Genomic DNA, 17,706 nt, shown 5'->3' with positions numbered 1-17,706 from the left:
CTCAGTGTCCCATCAAATTGTCCAACGCGCCCGGCTTGTCGTGTATCGCAAGCTTGTCGACGAGCGTTTCTGTTGCATCGTTCATGCCGACGACCTCAACCTCCGCACCTTCGCGGCGGAATTTCAGGATGACCATATCCAACGCTTGAACGGAACTGATATCCCAAATATGCGCCCGACTGACGTCGATGACCACGCGGTCAAGTGCCTCACGGAAATCAAAGGCTGCGGCGAAGTCCTCAGCCGATCCGTAAAAAAGCTGACCTTCGAGGACATAGACCCGTTCGCGCCCGTCAGAGGACAGGGTCGAAGAGACGCGGAAGAGCTGCGCGATTTTGCCCGCAAAGAAGATCCCGGAGAGCAACACACCGACCAACACGCCAATGGCGAGGTTGTGGGTGTAGACCACGGTGACGACTGTTGCGAGCATCACGATGGAGGACGAGCGCGGATGCACTCTAAGGGCTTTAATCGAGGACCAGGAGAATGTGCCGATCGACACCATGATCATGATCGCGACCAAGGCAGGCATCGGGATTTGCGCCACGAGATCACCGAGGCCAACAACAAGAAACAACAACACGACGCCAGCGGTAAAGGCCGACAGACGCCCGCGCCCGCCGGATTTCACGTTGATGATCGACTGGCCAATCATAGCGCAGCCAGCCATGCCGCCAATGAACCCCGTACAGGTATTGGCAATCCCCTGACCGATGCACTCTTGGTTCCGATCCGACTTTGTGTCCGTCAGGTCGTCGACGATGTTCTGGGTCATCAAACTCTCCAGCAGACCGACAACGGCAACCGCTGCGGAGTATGGGAAGATGATCACAAGCGTCTCAAACGTCAGCGGGATCTGCGGAATGAGAAAGACGGGCAGCGTATCGGGCAATGCGCCCATGTCGCCTACGGTTCGAACATCCCACCCCATGAACCCGACGAGTAAGGTCAGAATAATGATGGTCACGAGGGGCGATGGCACAGCGGTTGTTAAACGTGGGAACAGATAGATGATCGCCAACCCAAAAGCGACAAGGGCGTATGTCAGCCAAGTGACGCCTGCGTTGTTCAGGTTCAACTCCGGCAGTTGCGCCATAAAGATCAGGATCGCCAAGGCATTCACGAAGCCTGTCATCACAGATTTCGACACGTAGCGCATAAAGCGCCCGAGCTTCAAAAGCCCCGCCCCGATCTGCAAGAGACCCGCAAGAACAGTTGCAGCCAAGAGATATTCAAGCCCGTAATCCTTGACGAGCGTGACCATCAAAACGGCTGTGGCCGCCGTCGCAGCCGAAATCATCCCAGGCCGTCCGCCAGTAAAGGAAATAATCACGGCAATGGAAAAGGATGCATATAAACCGACCTTGGGGTCTACGCCTGCAATGATGGAAAAGGCAATCGCCTCGGGAATTAACGCCAGTGCAACGACAATACCCGCAAGCACATCGCCACGAATGTTCCCGAACCATTGCTGTCGGTAGTCAGAAATAGAAATCATATAGTCAGTCCGTTACCCTGCGCATGATCGTCTTTCACGTGACGACCTGCGGTAAATATTGGGAGTTTACAGGGTTGTCCGGCGGATCAGCGGCCGGAAGAGCCACCCGGGCTCTCACCGGGTCCTTACGCTATGGTGTGAGCGTAAACCCTATCAATGCAGCAAAATCAAGCACTGATACCCGCGCGGCTCATTCGAGCGATCTTGATGGTAAACGGCTTTGCCAAATTACGAACTGCGGACACTCTCTATGCTCGGCCCGCTCGCACTGTGCTTCCGCCGCTATGGCGTCAAAACAAGAGCGGGACCACAATCATTGCAATTCGGGTGCAAAGAGACTATATGTAGATCACAAAGTTGTGGTCTTCTTCGGCAGTGGCGCGTCGCCCGCCAGAGTGGATTACGATATTCTATCATCAAAATTCAGCTGTCACATGCCCGAGCAGGAATCTGATGCTTCGGATGCTTGCCGATTTTGTCGTGCGCCACAGCTGCGCCATGACATCGCGTAGTTGCGGTCTGTTTTCGAACAGAATGCTCACGGCCACGGGCGGCACCGTCGATCAAACGACTTGGACAGCGCGCTGACAAAATGATTTGTCAGCGCAACACACAGTGAGACGGCACTTTCTCCGTCAAAGGATCAAAATATGACTTTTCCCGAATGGACGAAACCCGGCATCTACGGTGCCGTGGTCGGCGCTATTGCAATTACTGTCTTCGGCTTCAATTGGGGTGGCTGGACGACACATACCAAATCTCAGGCCTTGGCCGCGGAAATGTCGGAAAACGAAGTGACCATGGCGATGGTTCCAGTATGCATGGACATGGCTGCCACTGATCCCGAACGTATCGGGAAACTTGCCGCGCTTCGCGATCTCTCGGGCTTTGACCGCCGCAATGCAATGATGGAAACGGGTTGGGCAACCCGCCCTGGCACAGATACGCCGGACCGTGACCTCGCCACCGCTTGCCTCACAGGGCTCGGGCTGGATGGCTCATAACACGATAGCAACGCAGCACTCGTCACGCGCCGCCTGCGCCCACCCCGTGTCGGGGCATGGCCGGATGTTCTGGACCTTGCTTGGTCCGATATTCGCCCTGCTCCTACTGGCGCTGCCCGCAATCGCCCAACCCGTGCCCGAAAACGCTAGCACCAATACCTATGGCGAGGGGTGGGAATGCAATATCGGGTATAGGCCTGACGGTGAGAGCTGCGTGGCCATTGTGGTTCCCCAGCAGGCCTATGCGACCAATCGGACATACGGTCAGGGATGGGAATGCAACCACGGCTATCGCGAAGTCAACAAAACGACCTGCGTGGCTGTGGCTGTCCCCGCTGGCGGATTTCTGGATCCCTCGGGCGAACGCTGGAAATGCCTCCGCGGATTTCTCAAGGTCGGCGACAACTGCCAGGAGGTCATCGTGCCAGACAACGGCTATCTCGTGGAGGCCTCCAACGGCTCCACGTGGGAATGCGAGCGCGGGTTCGAACAGGCAGGAAACGGTTGCGCGCCAATCGTTGTGCCCGCCAACGGATTTCTCAACGGTTTGCACTATGGCGAGCCGTGGACCTGCGAACGGGGCTTTTTTGCACAGGACGATCTGTGCAAGGCCGTTTTCGTTCCCGAGTTCGCCTATTTTGACGATGCCTCTTACGGCGAGGGATGGTCCTGCCAACGGGGCTATGAAGCCACCGAGACAGGCTGCGACCTGATCGACATCCCCGAAAACGCCCATCTCGACAGGTCTGGAAACCGTTGGGAATGCAACAGGAATTTCCAGCAATACAAGGGACAATGCCGTCTCATCAACTGAGCACGCAGCGCCAAGACGATCCCGTCACGGTCCCGCCAATGCGATAGCTTCGCAACCAAAAGGAAACATTATGAAAACTGAAACCCAGACGGTCGACACCATTCGCCGTCCCATCAGGGGCGCTCAAGCTCCCCCCATGACACATGGTGCAGCCACACGACAGACCACGCCACGTCCGATCCCCGCACACCCGACCGCCGTTGTCTATTGCGAGGGCAACTTTGCCAGAATTGACGGCAAGACCGCCAACGGTCTCGTGCGCCATTCACAGGCCTACCAGATCCTCTCCGTTATCGACAGCACCTGTAGCGGCGAGAACAGCGGACTGGTTCTTGATGACGTGCGCAACACCATTCCCGTCGTCAAAGATCTCAATGCCGCAATCACCCGTGAAACCTATATGCCCGACACCTTCATCTACGGCATGGCCCCTTCGACGGGTCGGCTTTCGCCGGCTGATCGTGCTGTCGTGTTGGAAGCGATTGCCCACGGGATGAACATCGTCAGCGGCCTGCACGAATACCTCGGCGACGACACCGAAATCGCACAAGCGGCATCGGATCGACATGTCACCATCCGTGACATCCGCAGACCCAAACCAAGCAAGGATATGCGCCTGTTCGATGGCAGTGTCGCCGATGTCCCTGCGCTTCGCATCGCGATCCTCGGAACAGATTGCGCCATCGGGAAGCGGACAACTGCAACCTGTCTGGCGCGTGCGCTGAACGCCAAGGGGATCAAGACAGTGCTGGTCGGCACAGGCCAGACAGGCCTGATGCAAGGTGCGAAATACGGTATCGCGATGGACGCCGTCCCGCCCCAGTTCTGCTGTGGCGAGCTCGAAGGCGCGATTGTCGCGGCCTCCGAGGCCGAGCAGCCCGATGTCATCGTGATCGAGGGTCAAGGAGCGCTCAGCCACCCCGCCTTCTGCACCTCCGCCTTTATTCTGCGCGGCAGCCAACCTGATGCGGTCATCCTCCAGCACGCCCCCAAACGGGTGAACCGCTGCGATTTCGACACGATGCCCATGCCAACGCCCGCCAGCGAGATTGCCCTGATCGAAGCTTTTGCCGACACGAAGGTCATCGGGATCACGCTGAACCACGAGGGCATGACAGACGCCGAGATAACGGACACCATCATCGCACAGTCCACCGAACTGGGATTGCCCGTGACAGATGCCCTGACCCGTCCCGAGGCGCATCTTCATGCGATGGTGGCCACGGCCTTTCCCGCCATGATGCAAAAGCCAGCGCTGGACACGATATGACCTGCCCGCGACTGGAAGTGGATCTGCACAAGCTGCGCCACAACACCAAAACGCTCGCAAAACGTCTTCAGACACGCGGGATCGGCCTTACCGCCGTCACCAAGGCGGTGCGCGGCCATCCCGCCATCGCGCGCGCAATGCTCGATGGTGGCGCCGTAGGTTTGGCCGAGGCGCGTTTGAGCAATGTGAAGCGTTTGCGGCAGGCAGGCATCCGCTCTCCGATCACTCTGATCCGGACCCCGATGTTGAGCCAGGTCGATGACATCGTTCACCTCTGTGACACGAGTTACAATACCGAAATGTCGGTGATCTCGGCGCTTGCCGTGGCGGCCATGCGGCAAAACACGGTTCACGGCATCATCCTGATGGTCGAAATGGGCGATATGCGCGAGGGGATCATGCCGCATGATCTGGGCGATATGGCGCGACACGTCATGGACACACCAGGAGTGGTGCTGACAGGCATCGGCACAAATTTCGCCTGCCTGAGCGGCATTGCCCCTACGGCAGCAAAAATGCGGGCATTCTCGGCACTTGCCGATGATATCGAGGTCCAGTGTGGCCCTCTTCTCGAAACGGTCTCGGGCGGCAATTCGGCAAACCTGCCGTGGGCATTTGGCACGCACGCAACAGGCCGGATAAACGACCTGCGCATTGGTGAGGCCCTTTTACTCGGTGTCGATCCCCTCACAGGGACTCCGATTGACGGTCTTTTTCAGGACGCCTTCACGCTGGTGGCCGAAGTGATCGAAACGGATGCGAAGTCCTTGCGCCCCTTCGTGAGCTATGCGGATATCACCTTGGCGGGCATACGACTGGTGCCCGACAGTCGGGACGCAACGCGGATTATCCTTGCCATCGGGTATCAGGACACGGATGCAGACGGGCTTTCGATACCATCGGGACACAGGTTCATCGGCGCGACAAGCGACCACCTTGTCCTTGGCACCACAGGAACGAACGGCACGACGACGCACGGCGTTGGATCGCAAATGCGGTTCCAGATGAACTACAGCGCACTGATGCGCACCATGGCGGCCCCCGACATCCCGACAAAACTGCTCAACGACCGATCCGCGCCGCACGCGCGCGACGTTCAGGGGCCGATCGAACATCTGGCACGGGTCTGAACGACGCCGTTCCGACGTGCCACGAAAATATCAAAGAGAAGGAAACCAGTTGGAAAAACTGACAAAATCAAATCTGTTCAAACCGCAAAAGCCCAAAGCGGAAACCGCGATGGACAAGACAACCCGCATTGTCCGAAAGCTAATTGAAGAAGAGGCGGAACAACGGGAAACCAAGATCAACCGTCTGCGCATCGCGCGTCTCGGGCGCGAAGGAAAAGCGTCGACAAATCCCCCGCGCTAATGCATGCCAAAACTGGCCCGGTGCCAAAACAATGGCTCAACATATCTGACGTTCTCGTCCTTTCAATCGTCAATGGCACAACACATTGCACAAAGGATTTACCATGAAAAAAGTAGACGAAAGTGCAAGCAAAGTTCACTATATCTGCCAGACCTATGTGGAACAAAAGCCCGGACGAGATGAGTGATCCGGACTAAAAATCGGCAAACAGTTCCAGTATTCAACAGCAGTAGAAGCCCAAAATAGAGCCGAACGGGAAGCCCTGAGTGAAAATTGTGTAGGCGCTGACGCCTATTCGATTAGCGAGGACACAGGCAGTGGAGAAGTCGGAGCACCCAGATTCATTGTCAGGCTTGGGAATGTCCCTGAAGTTGATGATTTCTAAGACTATGCGACGAACCAAAGTTCGGCCCAATCACAGCGGGCTGTGCTTAGACAAAAAGCGTCTATTGATCTCGCCACAGCGGAGGGGTGTTTTGTCCGTTTTGCCGACCTTGGCATTTAAGGCCGTCCAGCACCACGCAATGGATAAGCCCTTTGATGAAGCTGCACCGCAGCAAGGGGCTGTTCTCATCGATTGTCGCCAAGGACGGAATGCGGCCAACCGTTGCGACACTTGTCGAAGTAAGCATTAGGTTGCACATGGCTTCGGCGACCATCCAGCAAATCAGGCAGGCGGTGCCAATGGCGCGAGTTTACCGCTTGCGGTAAGTCAATTCGCCACATTCCATGAGTAGGTAACTGCAAGGTCGGAACCCCGCTTACAAACCTATAGAGGCCTGTAAGAACGGGTTGCACTTACAGGCCTCTAGCACCCGGGAGGAGGGATTGGGTTACGCTTTTGGTGCGCGCTTTAGTGTTTCGTAGAAGTCCTCAAAGATCGCATCTCGATCGAGATCGAAGGCTTCCAGCATCATATGCGCGCCCTCTGGATGCTCCCAATACAACTCGTCATTGAGAACAGGAGACGGCATGATCTTGGTCGAGACATAGTCAGGATCGAACAGCCACGCGACATTGATGATGTCCCAGATCACCCATGTCTTTGTTTCCGCATCCGTGATCGCGAACATGTCGTGCAGCGGGTTATGCGTATACAAGTGGTGGAGGTAGTCACCAATCGCGCCCTGCCCGCTCACAAACCGCTCCATCTCAGGCAGCGAAATCTTCAGCTGCGCACCGACGTGATAGCCAGGCAGATAGACATGCGGGACGCCGCTCTCGAACAAAAGCTGCGAGGCAAGTTTATCCTGCACGAGGTTCAATGACGGCTCGTTACAGAACGGCGCGTAGGACGGGAAGGATGCGGTCCAAACCACGACGATCTTCTCGATGATATCGGGCGCCATAAGCAAGGCAGACGCGATATTCGTCAGGGCACCCATAGCGAGCACATACAGCGGGCGATCATCCTCGGCACGCGCACGCTCGATGATGAACCGTGCGGCAGGCGTGTCGATGGGCTGATCAAAACTTTCGAGATACGCGGGCGATCCTTTAAAGACCTTCCCCTCACTCGATACGCCGCATTTGTCGAAGACGCGCAGGATCTCTTGATAAGAGAGTTCCACGCCTTCAGCGGGGCCGACAAAGGTGACGTCATCAACGCTACGCCCTTGGTCGATCAGCCGCTTGGCCCATCCACCGAAGCCGCCCATGAAGCGCTCGGCATCGCCCTTGCCTTCTGCGTCTTTGATCAGGTCATAGGACTCGAGCAGGCCTTCCCTGTGGTGGGCAAAGGAAAACGGCACAGCGGTGACGCCTTCCAGATCCATCCGCTCAGGAGAGAGCAAGGACCATGCGAGAGCATATTGGTCATCGATTTCGTTGGCGGTGTCGGTATCAATGATCACGCGCGGAGAAGGCCCTGGCCGTCCAAGTCGTGCCTCAAGGGTCTTGGGGTCGATCTTGGGGAAGCGACTGAGGATAGTTGGGTCGATCATGTGAAACGTCCTTTTAATTTCCAAAGCCTTTGCCGAAAGCTTCTTCTTTGATGAAGCGCTCAGAGATGATGAGCAGAATGATCCCGGGAACGGTCACAATCAAAGCGAGGCCAGCGGCGGAGGCGTCGAGCGTTCCGCTTGAGATTTTCGAGAACAAAAGCGTCGGCAAGGTGATGACCTTCCCTTGTCCAAGGAAGAAGGTCAGCAAGAAGATGTTGGTTGACACAAGGAAGGTGAACAACGCACCGGCCACAACGCCAGGCAACAGCATGGGAAGGGTCACAAGGCGCAGGACCTGCAACGGGCTTGCACCCAAGATCATCGCCTGTTCCTCGAAATCACGGCCGAGACCCTGATAGACGGATGTGAGCATTCGCACCATGTAGGGAATGGTCGGGATCAAATGGGCGATCACAATCCCCACGTAGGTACCCGCCAATCCGAGATGAATGAAGATCATCAACAGAGCGATACCAATCGCAGCTTCGGGCACAATCAGTGGCAGCGACAGGAAGAACTCAAACGCGTTCTTTCCACGGAACTGGTCACGCGCCAGAACCTTTGCGGCAGGCAGGGAGATCGCGAGACAGATGAATGTCACCACAAGCCCGATCACCACAGTGTTAACCGTCGCCTCCCACAGGTTGCTGTAAGGCGAGAGAACGTAGTCCCATGCGAGCGGGAACATCGATTTCTCGCGCTGTTCAAGCCACCAAGTGCTCGGCAGGAGATCAGGCCACGCCCAGCGGAAGGCGAAACTCTGAATGATCAAAGGAATGAACGGCCCGAGGATAAAGCCCACCACGATAATCAGGTAGAACTTCTGGAACGGGGACAGACGCTCGTTCAGTGAAGTATCATTTGCTTTTTTCATATCAGTTCCGCCCCATACGACGCTCGTAGCGTCGGTATACTGCGAGGTATGAGAACAAGATCACACCCGCGACCATTCCGATGGACACAACAGTTGCCATGCCTTGCAATTGCAATGTGTAGTCTGCGTCATTGAAGTAGCGCCACGCCACCACTGGCAGGGTATCAGGGAACCCTCCCCCCAGAATAAACGGAGCCTCGAAAGCGCCGACATTGAAGGCGAAGCAGATGAGCGTCGACGACACGATACCTGGCAGGATTTGCGGCAGGGTAACGCTGAAGAAGATGCGGTATTTGCGAGCACCAAGGATCGCGGCTGCTTCTTCGGTTTCGCGCCCTACCCCGAGCAACACGGCATATACTGCCAAAGTGATGAACGGTGTCTGCTTCCAGACGTACACGGCGATGATGCCCCACCCGTAGTGCGTCTTGAGGATTTGGATGAACTGCGACGGATCGTCGATCAGTCCGAAGAATGCTGCCAAGCGAGAGAGCATACCGCCATTGCCGAGCATGATCATGGCAAGGGCGATCCCGACGGTATAGGGGATCATCAATGGCAGTTTGTAGAGGTACTTATAGAGCGTTTTGCTTGGGAAGGTTTTCACCAGCGCCAGAGCCAAAAGCGTACCGAAGATCAAGGCGAGGATGGTAGACACCGTCGCGTAATAGAGCGTCAGCCAAAGTGACACCCAGAACGTCGAGGATCCCCACAGGGCGCCAAAGAACGAGAAGTCGGGGAAAGTGTTGACCCCGAACCAAGGTGCAAAGCCGAGAGATTGTAGAACGGCTAGAAAAAGCGCGCCGCCAAACAATACCAGCAACACAGCCATCATCGGCACGAGTTGCGCAATTTGCCAGAAACGGGCGCGGCGTTGCCTTTCGGCGAGAGTGCGGCGAGGCGCGCGCGCAGGTTCAGGGACTGTCGCTGAAGGATTTGACATCCTGATCTCCAAATGTGGGGATGGTGTCCGCCGCGTGTAGGGCGCGGCGGACAAGGATCGTTTTACTTCGAAAGGTTCTCGTAGGCGCGCGCCACGATGGTTTCGATGGAGTCCGTGCTGTCACGCTCAATGTACTCGAGCCATGTGGCCTCGATCACATCAACCAGCGTCGCATTGGTGTCGGGTGCGGTATTAGCGGCAAGTTCTTCCGCAGTTACACCAATCAGGCCCGGAGAGGCTTCGGCGAGCGTTGCAGCATCAGCTTCGCTGAGTTTCCACACATCGATACCTGCGGGCTGACCCGCCATCTGCATTTTCGTCGCCTGAGACTCGAGCGAGGTCATCCAGTTAGCCAGAACCATCGCCGCAGCGGGGTTCGGCATATTGGATGGAGCACCCAGATAGTTCTTGTTCTTGATCATGGTGTTTTCGGGGAAGATGAACTGCTGTGCAGCTTCCGGGAATGTGCCCATAGCCAGCCCTGTCGCCGCGCCGTAGAGGCCAAACGCACAGGAGAAGTCAATCTCACCGTTCAAGAACAAGCCGTCCAGCGAGGGGTTGTCCTCAGGGTAGCGTGCGCTCCCATTGGTCCCGTCAAGAAGCAGAGGCTCGATGTCGCGAAGATATTCGAAGGCAGGCTCGATCAAACGTGCCAACTCTTCTGCGGGGATGTCGTCACGCGACTGTTGGAAAGGCTCGGCACCCGTACCATCAGGATTGAATGCGTAAATGACTTCCTGAACGAAGGTGTTGCCGAGGTAGTGCGGCGGCTTGACGTAGGTGAACTTGCCTGGGTTCTCTTCCAGATAGGCGTGCATCTCTTCAAAAGTGGAAGGCACGTCTTCTGCTGCAACGCGGTCAGCGTTATAGGAACAGACGTATTGATCGCCAGACCACGGCATTTCTGCGGCATTGTTTTCAACACCGAAGTCACGCAGGTTCAGCTGCGAACGCGGATCTTCTGGATCAAACTCAAGGTTTGCCGAATTCGGCAGAAGCGTTGCGAACGAACCGAACAATGCGTCTTGACGCTTGAGCGTTGCGAAGTTTTCGCCGTTCAACCAGATGAGGTCAATGCTACCTTCGCCGAGGCCCTTACCGGAGTTCTTCTCGGCAAGAACCAGATCGACGGCATCTTTGGTCGCGGTGATGCGCACGGGGTTCAGTTTGATTCCGAGGTCGGACATAGCAGGTCCAACAACGCGGTCCATCCAAACATTCAGCGGGTCGATACCACCGTAGTAGTACAGGTTCACTTCGCCCTCTTCTTGGGCGCGCGCTTCGACAGCGGACCAGTCGAGTTCACCAGCCAAGAATGCCTCGCGGAATTCATTCACATCGTCTGCTACAGCAGCTTGAGCCGCCACAATGGCGATGACGCTCGCCAGTTTCCATGAGTGTTTCATAGTAGTCCTCCCTAAAGTTTTCATTAATTCACTCCTCCAAAGTAAGTTTCAGGCTTAAGCGCCAGATCAGTTTCGCAGGAGCCAAACACGGTCGGGCGCGATATCGAGCCACACAGGCGTCCCCACATCGACCAAGCGGCGACCGCCTGGCTCGTTAACTTCGATGGTTCGTCCACCACAATCGACGGCGTAGCTTACGTTCGCACCGAAGAAGTCGCGCCCTGTTACAGTCCCGCTGATGGCATTACCTGCAGCAGGAGCTTCGAGCTTCAAATCAATAGCTTCACTGCGGAGCATGACCTGAACCGACTGGTTTGCGGAGATGTCATCACGTGCGACGACGCTGACTTCACCCAGATCGGTTGTCACCGACGTGGCCGAAGTCATGCGGCCAGGCACGATGTTCGACGCGCCCATGAAGTCGGCGACATCAAGCGTTTTGGGATGATTGTAGAGCGCTTCCGGCGTGTCGAATTGCGCCAGATGGCCGTTGAAAATCACCGCTACACGGTCAGCGAGTTCCATCGCCTCAACCTGATCGTGCGTCACGAAGATCGTCGTGATCCCGAAGCGCTGCTGCAACTCGCGAATAAACTGGCGCATCTCGCCGCGCAGTTTCGTGTCGAGGTTTGCAAGCGGCTCGTCCATCATCAGGACCGAAGGCTTGGTGATGAGTGTCCGCGCAATCGCGACACGCTGCATCTGTCCGCCAGAAAGTTGGGCGGGGAAGCGGTGACGGAACTGCGTCAGTTGAACCACGTCGAGGATTTCGTCGAGACGCGGAGCAATCTCGGACTGAGGCGTGCCACGCACTTTCAGACCAAACGCCACGTTCTTTTCGACCGTCATATGCGGGAACAGCGCATAGCGCTGGAACACCATGCCTACGTTCCGATCTTGGACGGGATGATCAGAAACATCGCGCCCGTCAAACAAAATCTCCCCACTTGTCGGATGCTCAAGGCCTGCGATCATACGCAAGGTTGTCGTCTTGCCGCAGCCCGACGGCCCCAACAAAGCGACCAGCTCGCCCGACTCGATGTCCAAGTCGATATTCTCGATTGCGGTGAAACCACCGAATTCTTTCCGAACCGACTTTATCTGCACTTTTGTCAACGAGCTTCTCCCACCCTAAATCTGTATTGACGAATTTGTTGATACAACCTGAACACGCTTTACGGAACCTGTCAAGCGATAGAAGTGCTCGGCAGCCCATCATGGGCGGAAATAACCGGAAGTTGTTCCATCGCCATCCACGCCGAGAACTCATTGAAGTCGGCTGACCACTCACCAGGCACCAAGACATAGTGGTGCTCAAGCCCGTGCTCCATCACTGTCGTGACCACATCGGATGCCGTACAATCACCTGTATTTGAACGGAAATTCGTGACCCAGCCGCGCGTCCCCGTGAAGCCAGTTTCTCCTCCCGCCTGCACGGATCCTTCTACGGTGAAGGTGGCTGTGCCACTGCGGGCAACACGCAAAATCGTGTGCGCGCCATCACTGAATTCATAGTCCACAATGGCCCCGAAACAGGCCCCTTCAGGGGTGCCACGACCGATCATGGGATTGTTGATCCAAGCCGCCTCTCCCGCCGCCATATAGAGCGGCCCTCCACCGCCATGCCACATCAGAATTCGATTCTGCTCCAGCTGCGGGGAGGTCATATCCAGTAGGCAACCGACACGTCCCGTGAGCGCGCGCGCAACGAGTTGCGTCACCGTTCCCAGCACATCGCCTTCGGAAGCCACGGGGATATTGTCATTCTCTTCAAGCCACGTGAACGCCGCACCTGGATGGATACCCTCGACCTCTTGCAAAGTCGGCCAGTCCGACACGGCCAGGCCCACGAAACCCTCTTGTGCTGCAATGTCACGAAGGGACAATGCCGCCCGCGCGGTTTTCTCCATATGAGCATCGGACACGCCGCGCATCGGTGCTTTCGCCAACATCGCGGCCACTTCGCGCGCAACGTCATCCTCGGCACAGTTCGCCATTCCAGCGGTCATGCGCATCATATCAACGTGTACAGGTTCAACACCTGTGCTGCGCTTCAACGTGTCGGGGGACACCGCCATATTGTAGAATGTCGGCGCCAAACCACCGACGACACCGATGCGCGCATGCTGCAACGCCTTGCGTGCCGTCAAAGCTCGAAGTGTGCGCCCCAAACGCGCTTGGAACTGTGCGCTATCGGGTGCGCCGAAGTACCATTGCACAGGCGCTTTACGTAGATCGCGCACGCCGCGTGCAATGGATAGGCTCATGTTCAAGGACACAAAGTTATTGAGCTGAATGTCGTTTTCATGAACGGGTTCAGGCGTGGCCCAAACCCCCATTGGCATTCCGCTCGCGGCGATTTCGCGTGCAACATCGCCCATAGTGAAACCACCATGCACAAGCAGAATGAAATCCACGCCGTTGCTTTTGCAATAATCGACCGCCTCTCTCGCGCCAGAACCATCCATGGGAACGCTCGGCACTTCCACCACACGGGCATCAACGCCAGAGGCGACCTCCTCGACAGCCGCAAAAGCGGCAGGGAAAACGCCATATTTCTCAGGGAAATAGCTGGGAAGAGACCCTTTGATAATTCCGACCACGAGAGACATATATTTGTTCCTTCTTTAGATCGTGTCGGAGGATCTTTGCGCTCCGACGAGATTGAAAGTGACAGGGCCAACGCGGTAGACCTGATCGAAAAAGACAGGGTTGTGATCGCTGTCGAACGCGGTGCAGGCCTGCGACAGGATTGGCGTGTTCTCCTCGATACCGAGATGTTCCGCCGCGTCTTCGGGAGCCGCGCACGGTCCAATGGTTTCACAGGCACGCCCCCAATCGAGATTGAACCGCTCCGACAGAATGCGCAGGATTGACTGGTCCTGCCCCTCTTGCGGGAAGTCTTCGGGGCTCATCCCCTCGACCAAACGACAAGGCAGCCAAGTGCTCACCAACAGTGTGGGTACACCATCCACCGTTCGTAGACGCCGAATGAGTGCCACGGGTTCATTGAACAACGAGGTCACTTCGTGCGGCGGCTCGTCATCACGCTCACGAATTTCAATCAGACGTGCGCCCGGAATCTGACCGTCGCGCAGAACCATATCCGTAAATGAGGTCAGGCAGGTTGTTTCTGGCGGCGACAGGGTGTTGACGAGATAGCCACTGCCCTGTCGCGACACCAGATAACCGGCATCTACCAATGGCTCCAGCGCACGACGCGCTGTTAGACGGCTGACACCGAAAGACCGCGCCAAGGCGTCTTCCGAGGGCAAGCGTGTACCGACGGAATACATCCCCGCCTTCAAGCGCTTGAGTAGTTCGTCATGAACCATCTTATACTTTGGGATCGTTGGGTTTTTCATACTGTTTTACTCCCGATGCTAAACTCGCGGCATCAAATCATGCATTCGTTAACCTTGCCAGACACTCTTCGTCTGCGTGTAGAGCGCCAGAGCGTCTGGCCCCATTTCGCGGCCGTAACCGCTTTGTCCCATTCCGCCGAAGGGAGAGGCCGCATCGGTGTCTCCCCAGCAGTTGATCCAGATCGTTCCCGCCTTGAGACCCGCCGCCATGCGATTTGCGCGGCTGATGTCTTGGGTCCAACAACCAGCCGCCAGCCCGTAGACCGTGTCGTTCGCACGCGCCAAAACGTCATCCTCATCCTCGAAGGGAAGAACACTCAGAACGGGACCGAAGATTTCTTCACGCGCAACGGCCATGTCGTCCCGCACGCCCGCGATAACGGTGGGCTGCACGAAATAGCCGCTGTTGCCCTGACGTGCGCCACCCGCGACAATCTCGCCACCATCGGCGCGACCGCTTTCGATATAGCCGAGAACCTTGGTCATCTGAGGCTCGGAGATAACGGGACCAAGCGCATGTGCGTCCTGCGCCATCCCCGGACCAATGCTCAAACCGTTAGCCAGCTCTTGTAGCCCTTCAAGAACTTCATCCATTTTCGAGCGATGGACATACAAACGCGCGCCCGCAGTACACGACTGACCGTTGTTGCCAAACAGCGCCCAGAACGCACCAGGAATAGCCTTCGACAAATCAGCATCGTCGAACAGGATGTTCGCCGCTTTACCGCCAAGCTCCAACGAGACCTTCTTAAGATTACCCGCTGACGCCTCAACGATCCGACGCCCCGTTTCCGTGGACCCCGTGAAGCCGACCTTATCCACACCATTGTGTGCCGCGAGTGCAGCCCCTGCGTCACGCCCATAACCTGGAATGACGTTCAGAACCCCTTTGGGGAACCCGACCTCAAGTGCCAGATCCGCGAGATAGAGCGCACTCAACGGGGTTTGCTCGGCAGGCTTGAGAACAATTGTGTTCCCCGCCGCCAAAGCGGGCGCCAGTTTCCATGCGACCATCAGCGTGGGATAGTTCCACGGAGTGATGATACCACAGACGCCAACAGGTTCGATGCGGGTAAAGTTGAACCGATCCGGCGTCGAGACGGGAATGGTCGCACCTTGGATCTTGCTCGGCCAACCCGCGAAATAGCGGAAATGACGGGCCGACCAAACCGCATCCACGTCCCGCGCATGAGCAAAGGGCTTGCCGTTGTCTAAAGCGTCCAACTGTCCGAAAACGTCTTTTCGTTCTTCGATCGCATCCGCGAGTTTCCACAGAAGCTGCCCGCGATCGTGAGGCGTCAAACGCGCCCACGGACCGTTTAGAGCCTGACGCGCGGCGGAAACGGCCTGATCGACGTGACCTGCGTCAGCACAGGCAACCTGCGCCAAAATCGAGCAGTCGGACGGGTTCTCGACCGAGATGGTTTCCGAGGTTTCGATCTGTTCACCATCAATGCGCAGCCCCTGCGTAGCATCGAGAAAGGCAGCCACTTCGGGTAGGAGTTGGATCATCTTCATCTTATTTCCTTTTCATCTCGGCTTCTGGTGGCGCCACTCAGGCGGCGGCTTCAGCATTGCGCAAAGCGCGGCGATTGATTTTTCCGGAGGACGTCATTTCAAAACTGTCGACAAAGGCGATTTCGCGCGGTGCCTTGTAGGCGGCGAGGCGCTCACGCACGTGGTTTTGCAGCGCCTTCACAAGGTCATCCTCGGCGCTCGCGCCCTTTGCCAGACGCACGAAGGCTTTGACGATCTGGCCACGGTCGGCGTCGGGCTTGCCAATCACGGCAACCTCGGCGACATCGGGGTGGGCCAGCAAACAGCTTTCGATCTCGGCAGGTCCAATGCGGAAGCCCGAGGATTTGATGAGATCGTCGGAGCGCCCTTTATACCAGAAGTATCCGTCTTCATCGCGCACAGCCAAGTCGAAGGTCCGCATCCAGTCACCAAGACGTAGCTCGGATTCCTTCTGCTCGTTCTTGAGATAGCCCAAGTAGCGCGTGGGAGCCGTGGCGGGGGTGACGATTTCACCCTCTTCGCCATCGGGAACCTCGTTGCCATCCGCATCGACCAGCTTCACCACATGGCCCGGATAGGCCACGCCCATCGAACCGGGGCGACGCGGGTAAAGCGCTGCACAGTTGCCGATGAGGTGGTTGACCTCGGTCATGCCGTAGAACTCGTTGCACACAACGCCAAGCTCGTCCTCGGCCCATGCCAGCGTATCCGCAGCCAGTGCCTCACCGCCCGTGCAAATCACGCGCAGCGACAAATCGTAGGTGTCACGCGGATTGGACGTTTGTGCCAGACGTTTGATCGCGGTCGGAGCAAGGAAGGTGTGCGTGATCTTGTGGCGCGCCATGAAGTCGTAGGCCCATTCGGCCTTGAACCGCGCTTCAGCAGTGACCACAGGACACCCCGCCATCCACGCGGGGAAGAGCATATCGAGCAATCCGCCAACCCACGCCCAATCGGACGGCGACCAGAATACAGCATCCTCGTCATACATGCTGAGATTGAAAAAGAGGTTGATCGACGGACGGTAGGACGCCAGCACGCGGTGACCGTGACGGATACCTTTCGGCATCCCCGTCGAACCGGAGGTATACATCAAGAGCGCCGTATCGTCCGCGCCCGTGAAGGCGGGCTCGAAATCGGCAGGCGCGTCTGAGGCCAGAACATCACCGAGGTTTTCTTCGGACCCTTCGCAATCGGCCACGAGAACGTGCGCGAGATCGGGGAAGAGGCTTTTCGCGTCAGCACGCAAGCCCGACCAACCTTGCTCGGACGTCAGCAGGCAACGTGCGCCGCAATGGTTGAGCGCATGGGACAGGGCGTCGGGGCCGTAAAGTTGCGAAAGCGTCACCGCAACACCACCGAGTTTGCACACGGCCATATGAGCAATGGCGGTTTCGGGGCGCATTCCCGTGTGCAGCCCGATGTAGTCGCCCTGCCCGTAACCGAGAGCACGAAGCCGTGCGGCGAGAGCTGTGGCGGCGTCATCAACCTGCCCGAAGCTCCAATGCTCCAACGTGCCATCGGGCTTTTCGAACACCATCGCAGGCGCATCCGCGCGCCCCTCTGCGATCTGCCTGCCAACCGTCATGGCGTAGATATTAGCATCCTCGGGAATGTCGATCTCGACACCCGTCTCTGCCCGTTTCAAACCGATATGTGCGAGTTGATCCGCAGTCCAATCCGTAAACATCTCTTTTTCC

At 57.1% G+C, this 17,706-nt stretch carries 16 protein-coding genes and 1 other annotated feature; of the genes, 6 read left to right on the top strand and 10 right to left on the bottom strand.

All coding sequences use genetic code 11. From position 1 onward, the window contains the following. Window position 1: 1 nt before the first annotated feature. The gene (locus ACN0SC_RS05250) at window positions 2-1,498 is read right to left on the bottom strand and encodes a SulP family inorganic anion transporter (RefSeq protein ID WP_417248622.1); all 1,497 of its coding nucleotides are present in this window, start codon (window positions 1,496-1,498) and stop codon (window positions 2-4) included. A 72-nt stretch (window positions 1,499-1,570) separates the two neighbouring features. Next, window positions 1,571-1,626 (bottom strand) — a sequence feature (sul1 is cis-regulatory element that is thought to sense ions involved in sulfur or methionine metabolism; They are found in Alphaproteobacteria). Window positions 1,627-2,148: 522 nt separating this feature from the next. Between ACN0SC_RS05250 and ACN0SC_RS05245 the strand changes: the two genes are divergently transcribed. The 6 genes from ACN0SC_RS05245 to ACN0SC_RS05220 all read left to right on the top strand — a co-directional run bounded on the left by ACN0SC_RS05245 (window position 2,149) and on the right by ACN0SC_RS05220 (window position 6,668). Continuing rightward, complete coding sequence (locus tag ACN0SC_RS05245; protein WP_417248621.1) at window positions 2,149-2,502, top strand: hypothetical protein; 354 nt, start codon at window positions 2,149-2,151, stop codon at window positions 2,500-2,502. Then, window positions 2,492-3,316, top strand: a complete 825-nt coding sequence (locus ACN0SC_RS05240) for a hypothetical protein (RefSeq protein ID WP_417248620.1) — start codon at window positions 2,492-2,494, stop codon at window positions 3,314-3,316. Before ACN0SC_RS05245 ends, ACN0SC_RS05240 begins: the two co-directional genes overlap by 11 nt. Window positions 3,317-3,386: 70 nt before the next feature. Continuing rightward, a complete protein-coding gene (locus ACN0SC_RS05235; protein ID WP_417248619.1) occupies window positions 3,387-4,586 on the top strand; it encodes a DUF1611 domain-containing protein in 1,200 nt (399 codons plus the stop codon). Continuing rightward, window positions 4,583-5,716, top strand: coding sequence for an alanine/ornithine racemase family PLP-dependent enzyme (locus ACN0SC_RS05230; RefSeq protein WP_417248618.1), 1,134 nt, complete (start codon window positions 4,583-4,585; stop codon window positions 5,714-5,716). Before ACN0SC_RS05235 ends, ACN0SC_RS05230 begins: the two co-directional genes overlap by 4 nt. 49 nt (window positions 5,717-5,765) lie before the next feature. Next, a complete protein-coding gene (locus ACN0SC_RS05225) occupies window positions 5,766-5,957 on the top strand; it encodes a hypothetical protein (RefSeq protein WP_417248617.1) in 192 nt (63 codons plus the stop codon). Window positions 5,958-6,497: 540 nt separating this feature from the next. Beyond that, window positions 6,498-6,668: a hypothetical protein gene (locus ACN0SC_RS05220; protein WP_417248616.1), complete on the top strand. Its 171-nt coding sequence runs from the start codon at window positions 6,498-6,500 to the stop codon at window positions 6,666-6,668. Between the two features lie 122 nt (window positions 6,669-6,790). On the opposite strand, the gene ACN0SC_RS05215 is transcribed toward ACN0SC_RS05220, so the two are convergent. The 9 genes from ACN0SC_RS05215 to ACN0SC_RS05175 all read right to left on the bottom strand — a co-directional run bounded on the left by ACN0SC_RS05215 (window position 6,791) and on the right by ACN0SC_RS05175 (window position 17,696). Then, on the bottom strand, window positions 6,791-7,900 hold the full coding sequence (locus ACN0SC_RS05215) for a nucleoside hydrolase (RefSeq protein WP_417248615.1): 1,110 nt from the start codon (window positions 7,898-7,900) through the stop codon (window positions 6,791-6,793). A gap of 13 nt (window positions 7,901-7,913) precedes the next feature. Next, window positions 7,914-8,774 carry an ABC transporter permease gene (locus tag ACN0SC_RS05210; RefSeq protein ID WP_417248614.1) on the bottom strand — a complete coding sequence of 287 codons (861 nt, stop codon included), beginning with the start codon at window positions 8,772-8,774 and terminating at the stop codon, window positions 7,914-7,916. A 1-nt stretch (window position 8,775) separates the two neighbouring features. Beyond that, on the bottom strand, window positions 8,776-9,717 hold the full coding sequence (locus tag ACN0SC_RS05205) for an ABC transporter permease (protein ID WP_417248613.1): 942 nt from the start codon (window positions 9,715-9,717) through the stop codon (window positions 8,776-8,778). 62 nt (window positions 9,718-9,779) lie between these two features. Beyond that, on the bottom strand, window positions 9,780-11,123 hold the full coding sequence (locus ACN0SC_RS05200; protein ID WP_417248612.1) for an ABC transporter substrate-binding protein: 1,344 nt from the start codon (window positions 11,121-11,123) through the stop codon (window positions 9,780-9,782). 66 nt (window positions 11,124-11,189) lie between these two features. After that, window positions 11,190-12,230, bottom strand: coding sequence for an ABC transporter ATP-binding protein (locus ACN0SC_RS05195; protein WP_417248951.1), 1,041 nt, complete (start codon window positions 12,228-12,230; stop codon window positions 11,190-11,192). Window positions 12,231-12,310: 80 nt separating this feature from the next. Then, the gene (locus ACN0SC_RS05190) at window positions 12,311-13,735 is read right to left on the bottom strand and encodes an L-fucose/L-arabinose isomerase family protein (RefSeq protein ID WP_417248611.1); all 1,425 of its coding nucleotides are present in this window, start codon (window positions 13,733-13,735) and stop codon (window positions 12,311-12,313) included. Between the two features lie 15 nt (window positions 13,736-13,750). After that, a complete protein-coding gene (locus tag ACN0SC_RS05185; protein WP_417248610.1) occupies window positions 13,751-14,488 on the bottom strand; it encodes a GntR family transcriptional regulator in 738 nt (245 codons plus the stop codon). Window positions 14,489-14,536: 48 nt separating this feature from the next. Continuing rightward, window positions 14,537-16,006, bottom strand: coding sequence for an aldehyde dehydrogenase family protein (locus ACN0SC_RS05180; RefSeq protein WP_417248609.1), 1,470 nt, complete (start codon window positions 16,004-16,006; stop codon window positions 14,537-14,539). 37 nt (window positions 16,007-16,043) lie between these two features. Further along, complete coding sequence (locus ACN0SC_RS05175) at window positions 16,044-17,696, bottom strand: acyl-CoA synthetase (RefSeq protein WP_417248608.1); 1,653 nt, start codon at window positions 17,694-17,696, stop codon at window positions 16,044-16,046. Between the last annotated feature and the right edge of the window lie 10 nt (window positions 17,697-17,706).

Source organism: Celeribacter sp. (genome assembly GCF_048261515.1).
Lineage (GTDB): Bacteria > Pseudomonadota > Alphaproteobacteria > Rhodobacterales > Rhodobacteraceae > Celeribacter.
This window is presented reverse-complemented; position numbering and strand designations above follow the sequence as displayed.